This is a genomic window from Hafnia sp. HMSC23F03, assembly GCF_001816025.1.
Taxonomy (GTDB): Bacteria; Pseudomonadota; Gammaproteobacteria; order Enterobacterales; family Enterobacteriaceae; genus Hafnia; species Hafnia paralvei.
Genome location: NZ_KV824211.1, coordinates 85,890 through 92,437 on the forward strand (window position 1 = coordinate 85,890; position 6,548 = coordinate 92,437).

At 52.1% G+C, this 6,548-nt stretch carries 3 protein-coding genes; all 3 read right to left on the reverse strand.

What is annotated here, in order from left to right; all coding sequences use genetic code 11:
* Nucleotides 1-89: 89 nt before the first annotated feature.
* Nucleotides 90-836 (reverse strand): bifunctional tRNA pseudouridine(32) synthase/23S rRNA pseudouridine(746) synthase RluA, encoded by a 747-nt coding sequence (rluA, locus tag HMPREF3091_RS05430; protein ID WP_070714649.1) that lies wholly within the window; start codon nt 834-836, stop codon nt 90-92.
* Entirely contained in the window at nt 836-3,742 is a 2,907-nt protein-coding gene (gene rapA / locus HMPREF3091_RS05435; RefSeq protein ID WP_070714652.1) for an RNA polymerase-associated protein RapA, read from the reverse strand. Before rapA ends, rluA begins: the two co-directional genes overlap by 1 nt.
* A 230-nt stretch (nt 3,743-3,972) precedes the next feature.
* On the reverse strand, nt 3,973-6,327 hold the full coding sequence (locus HMPREF3091_RS05440; RefSeq protein ID WP_070714653.1) for a DNA polymerase II: 2,355 nt from the start codon (nt 6,325-6,327) through the stop codon (nt 3,973-3,975).
* Between the last annotated feature and the right edge of the window lie 221 nt (nt 6,328-6,548).

Sequence of the window (6,548 nt, forward strand, 5' to 3'; positions counted from 1 at the left end):
AGGAAAATCGAATGACCGTGAGGGACTATAACCCTATCAAGGTAATGGGTATAGGAGGTGGCTCACAGAGCCACCGGATGAGGAGGGGATTAAAAATCAGGCTCGCAGCGGAAATGCATCGGTGTGCCAAACTCTGGGTGCGTGATCTGTAATTCTTGCGCGTGAAGCTGTAGCCGTGAAGCCATCGCTTTAGCTTCTGGGTGAGCGTAGAACTTATCGCCCAGAATGGGGTGGCCTAACGCCAGCATATGCACTCGCAGCTGATGTGAACGTCCCGTGATGGGCGTAAGCTTGACGCGGGTCGAACCATCTGCGTCACGACTGAGCACCTGATACTGAGTTTGCGCCGATTTACCATGCTCAAAACACACTTTCTGCTTAGGGCGGTTCGGCCAATCACAAATCAAAGGCAGATCAATCAGACCTTCATCGTGTTTCATATGTCCCCAAACACGCGCGATATAGCTCTTCTTCGGCTCGCGTTCGCGAAACTGGCGCTTGAGCTCACGTTCAGCGGCTTTAGTCAGTGCTACGGCAATAACGCCGCTGGTCGCCATATCTAAACGATGCACTGACTCGGCAATAGGAAAATCAACCTGAACGCGCGTCATCACGCTGTCTTTATGTTCCTCGGCTTTACCGGGAACGGACAGTAGCCCGCTGGGTTTGTTGACCACGATGATGTGATCATCTTGATACAACACGTGCAGCCAAGGTTCGAGCGCGGGGAAGTATTCCCCTAACTTTATCGCCGGTAGCGCTAGCTCACCGCCACTGGCGACGGAGTTAATCAGGGTGTTATGCAAAACACCCTTATGGTTCTCAGAAGAAGCCATTATTGATGTGATACCACGATGAGGCGAATCGCATCCAGACGCCAGCCCGCCTGATCCAGATTCTCAAGGACCTGACGACGGTTGAACTCCAGCGTTTCCAGCTCGTCATCACGAATATTCGGGTTAACGGCTTTCAAGGATTCCAAACGCGCTAACTCGGCGCTCAGTTTTTCATCTGCTTCGCGCTTCGCTTCGTTGATCAACGCAGTCGCTTGTTCACCAATCAATGCTTCACCCGCCTGTAACATAGCGTGCACGTTCGGCTGAACGGCATTGACCAGCTTGCTGGAGGTATGGCGGTTGATAGAGTTCAGCTGACGGTTAAAGCTCTCAAACTCGACCTGCGCCGCCAGATTGGTACCTTTGGCATCGAGCAGCATACGCACTGGCGTTGGTGGCAGGAAGCGGGTCAGTTGCAGATGCTTCGGTGCCTGAGCTTCGACCACATAAATGGCTTCCAGCAGCAGTGTTCCAACGGGCAGCGCTTTGTTCTTCAGCAAGGATACGGCGCAGCTACCGGTATCGCCGGAGAGGATTAAATCCAAGCCGTTACGAATAATCGGATGCTCCCAGCTAATAAACTGAGCGTCTTCACGCGACAGAGCCTGTTCGCGGTCAAAAGTCACGGTACAACCATCCTGCGGTAGGCCAGGGAAATCAGGCACCAGCATATGTTCTGACGGCGTGAGGATGATCATGTTGTCGCTCTGATCGTCCTGATTGATACCAACAATGTCGAACAGGTTCAGCGCAAAGTTAACCAAACCGACATCGTTATCTTGGTCGGCAATGGCTTCTGCCAGCTCTTGAGCCGCGTCACCGCCGTTAGAATGCATTTCTAGCAGACGATCGCGCCCTTGCTCCAACTGCGCTTTCAACGCATCGTGCTGAGTACGACACTCTTTGATGAAGTCATCAAAGCCTTCCAACTGAGAAGGTGCCGCTAAATAGCCCAACAGCGTTTGATAGCTGCTGTCATAGATGGTACGACCGGTTGGGCAGGTGTGCTCAAAGGCATCTAGACCTTCGTGATACCAACGAACCAAAACTGACTGCGCGGTGTTTTCCAAGCAAGGAACAAAAATTTTGATGTCGTGATTCTGACCAATACGATCCAGACGACCGATACGCTGTTCCAGCAAATCAGGGTTAAACGGCAGATCGAACATCACCAAATGGTGAGCAAACTGGAAGTTACGCCCTTCGGAGCCGATTTCAGAACACAGCAGCACCTGTGCGCCTTCTTCCTGTGATGCAAAGTAGGCCGCCGCACGGTCACGCTCGATGATGGTCATGCCTTCATGGAATACGGCGGCACGGATCGCTTCACGCTCACGCAGCACCTGTTCCAAGTTGACCGCTGAAGCCGCCTGAGCACAAATCACCAACACTTTTTCATCGCGGTGTGAGGTCAGGAAGTTCATCAGCCACTCAACGCGCGGATCGAAGTTCCACCATGTTGCGTTTTCGCCTTCAAATTCCTGATAAATGCGCTCTGGGTACAGCATATCGTTCGCGCGGGCTTCAACCGTTTTCTTGCTGCCCATAATGCCGGACACTTTAATCGCGGTTTGATACTGAGAAGGCAACGGCAGGGTGATTTGGTGCAGCTCACGCTGTGGGAAACCTTTCACGCCCTGACGGGTATTACGGAATAACACGCGGCTAGTGCCATGGCGATCCATCAGCATTTTGACCAGCTCGTTGCGTGCATCTACGCTGCCAGTACCGCCTGCGTTAGCCGCTTTCAGCAACGGCTCAATATCTTGCTCGGCGATCATTTCGCTCAGCATGTTGAGCTCTTCGTTGGTCAAATGACCATCGTTGAGCAGCAGGGTAACTGCGTCAGCCACCGGACGGTATTTCTGCTGCTCGCTGACGAATTCCTGATAGTCATGGAAGCGGTTTGGATCGAGCAGACGCAGACGTGCGAAGTGGCTCTCTTGGCCTAATTGCTCAGGGGTTGCTGTCAGTAACAGTACGCCCGGAATGTGCTCGGCAAGCTGTTCAATTACCTGATATTCGCGGCTAGGGGCATTTTCGCTCCAGGCCAGATGATGCGCTTCGTCAACGACGAGCAGATCCCAAGAGGCATCGGCCATCTGCTCTAAACGCTGACGGTTGCGACGCACGAAGTCTAGTGAGCAAATCACCATCTGTTCAGTTTCAAACGGATTGGTGGCATCCAGCATGGCTTCTGAATAACGTGCATCGTCAAACAGCGAGAAACGCAGGTTAAAGCGGCGCAGCATTTCGACCAGCCACTGGTGCTGTAGAGTTTCAGGCACCACGATCAGGATGCGTTCAGCGCGACCGGCTAGCAGCTGCTGATGAATGATCATCCCAGCTTCGATGGTCTTACCCAAGCCCACTTCATCGGCTAACAAAACACGCGGCGCGTGACGCTGGCCGACTTCATACGCAATGTGTAGCTGATGAGGGATCAGGCTGGCGCGCATGCCGCGCAGACCGCTCCACGGCAGGCGGAACTGCTCGCTTTGATATTTACGCGCACGGAAACGCAGAGCAAAGCGATCCATACGGTCGATTTGTCCGGCAAACAGGCGGTCTTGAGGTTTGCTGAAGGTCAACTTGCTATCGAGCAATACTTCGCGCATTACGACGTTAGCTTCTTCAGTATCCAATCGGGTGCCGATATAGATCAGCAGACCATTTTCCTCTTTGACTTCATCTATCTTCAACTGCCAGCCGTCATGGCTGGTGATAGTGTCACCCGGGTTAAACATAACGCGAGTAATTGGGGAGTCATTACGTGAGTAAAGGCGGTTTTCACCGGTCGCAGGGAAAAGCAATGTCACCATGCGCGCATCCAATGCGACCACAGTTCCTAATCCTAATTCGCTTTCCGTATCGCTGATCCAGCGTTGACCTAAGGTAAATGGCATAGATTATCGACTCAACTTTTTATGTATTGAACACTGATGATTGAACAACTACTGCTAGGCAGCAGGCGCTGCCGTGGGTAAGTGATTTTCACTTGGCCTACATTAATTAGCGATAGCAGGCCGCTTCGTTGCTTTGAATAAGCAATGAAGTCAATATTTGAAATGAGGGAAGGCCGCTATGTTAATGGATGACAGCGCTTTCGTCACCCCCCAAAAAAGATTTGTCTGAATTAAAACAGTCCAAGCTGACCAGCAACCAGCGTTGAAAAGTCATCCTGCATGAAGGGTAAAATAGCATCGGCGACAGGTTGGAGCTGGCGCGTGAGGTAATGATCGTAGTCAATGGGCGCACGTTGGCACTCTAATGGCTCCGGTCCTGCGGTGGTGATGACATAGCTAATCCAGCCGCCGTTTTGATACTGCAACGGACGATTGAGCCTGCGGTTATATTCATCGGCAATTTTCGCCGCGCGCGCATGAGGCGGGACGTTACGCTGGTAATCGCTTAATTTTCGTCTTAGGCGTTTACGATAAACCAGCCTGTCATCGAATTCAGCGTTCATCAGACGAGCCGCATAATCACGAATAAACTCCTGATATGGCTGTTTGAGGAAAATACGTTGATACAGTTCTTGCTGAAATTGCTGCGCCAAAGGTGTCCAGTCACTGCGCACGGTTTCCATCCCTTTGTACACCATTTCATCGCCTTTAAGCCCCGCATAGCGTTTTTTGCTGCCCAGTTCGGCACCGCGAATGGTCGGCATTAAGAAACGGCGGTAGTGACATTCATATTCTAATTCTAATGCACTTTCTAAACCGTATTCGGTACGCAGATGCTCTTTCCACCACTGGTTTACGACGGTAATGAGATGTTGTCCAATGGCGGCGGCTTGCTGTTCGTCGTGCGCCCGATTAAGCCACACAAAGGTCGAATCGGTATCTCCGTAAATCACCGGATAGCCTTCAGCCTCGATTAACTCTCGGGTGCGGCGCATAATTTCGTGTCCGCGCATGGTGATCGATGATGCCAAACGGGGATCGAAGAAGCGGCAACCGCTTGAGCCAAGCACACCATAAAAGGCGTTCATGATGATCTTCAACGCCTGTGAGAGCGGCGCATTCTTCTCTCGTTTGGCGGCTTCGCGTCCCTGCCAGATTTGGCTAACGATGTCTGGTAAACAGTGCTGTGCGCGGGCAAAGCGTGCGCCGCGAAAACCGGAGATAGAATGTGCGTCGTCCGGTTGCCGCAAACCTTCAATTAAGCCGACGGGATCGATAAGAAACGTACGGATAATCGAGGGATACAGGCTTTTATAGTCCAACACCAACACGGAGTCATACAAGCCGGGGCGAGAATCCATCACAAAGCCGCCGGGGCTTGCCTCTTCTGGCAAATCGCCCTGATTAGGCGCGACAAAGCCGACGCGATGCATACGTGGCAGATAGAGATGGGTAAATGCGGCGACGGAGCCACCGTTACGGTCAGCATTCAGGCCTGTGACCGTCGCGCGCTCAAGCAAAAACGTCATCAAATGCGTATGGTCAAAAATGCGGGTCACTAGCTCACAGTCTTTCAGGTTGTAATGCGCCAGCGCTGGTTTATCTTCGCGAAAGCGTCGGTCGATCTCCGACATCCGACTGTATGGATCGTCCATGGCTTTACCCTCGCCCAACAGCGTTTGTGAAACGTTTTCTAAGCTGAACGAAGGGAAATTCCAAAATGCGCTTTTGAGCGCCTCAATGCCATCAATAATCAAACGTCCGGCGGCAGAGGCAAAAAAATGTCCTTGTTTAAAGCCGTGCTCGCGCCATTCTAAAACGTCGCCACCGCGTCCTAAACGCAGCGGTATTGCGTAGCGCTCGGCGTGTTTTTGCAATACGCGTAGGTCAAATTGGATCAGGTTCCAGCCGATGATCGCATCGGGATCGTGCTGTGCTATCCACTGATTTAACGCTTCTAATAACTGCGGACGGCTGTTGACATAGATCAGTTCGAAATCTAACTGACTGGCATCACCGTTTTCTGGCCCCAACATATACACCACGCGCTGACCACAGCCATGAAGCCCGATGGAATAGAGTTCACCGTGCATGGTGGTTTCGATATCTAACGACACCAGCTTAAGCGTGGGGCGATAGGAGGGGTTTGGTTTCAACTGGGTGTTACGCCAAACGCCTTGATTATCCTGATGGCCAGAAAACCACACCGGAGCACAGATGAAGCGCTCCATCAGATAGCGATCCGGCGGGCGAATGTCGGCCTCATACAGCGTGATTCCATGTTCCTTGAATGTTTTTTCAAGGTTCATCAGTTGGCGATAGCTGCGGCAATAGACGCCGACCACGGGACGATGATGAAAATCCTTCATCGGCAATGGTTTGATTTCCACATGACGTTCGCCATGCAGCAGTTTTTCAGCCTGTGGAAGCTGCTCCGCGGGCAAAAAGGCCACCGCCTTCTGCGGCGGTAGAACAACTTTCTGCGGTCCATTATCGGTTGCCAGCCACAGCTCCACCGACACGCCGGTCGGTGTATCCCGCCAATGACGGGTGAGGACGAAGCCTTGCTGTGGGGATTGGGTCATCGCGGTGCTTTTGCCGATAAAGGGAAAGTGTTGGTTGTTAGTATGAGTATTTATACAGTGGTTGTCTACGGGGCTTGGCTCTTGTGTGTTAGAGCGGTGTAATGTTTCCGTACGCCTAATGTACTGAAACCGACATGCGCTCCGTGCCAGCGTCCGAGCAAGGCGGCTCAATCGCCGACTTCCATCTAGATTATTTCTATACTAGAACGGTGAAGGTTTTC

What these genes read in the sequence shown, in the direction of transcription:
- HMPREF3091_RS05440 (WP_070714653.1), bottom strand. Translation starts at nt 6,327, where the DNA reads ATGACCCAATCCCCACAGCAAGGCTTCGTCCTCACCCGTCATTGGCGG.
- rluA (WP_070714649.1), bottom strand. Translation starts at nt 836, where the DNA reads ATGGCTTCTTCTGAGAACCATAAGGGTGTTTTGCATAACACCCTGATT.
- rapA (WP_070714652.1), bottom strand. Translation starts at nt 3,742, where the DNA reads ATGCCATTTACCTTAGGTCAACGCTGGATCAGCGATACGGAAAGCGAA.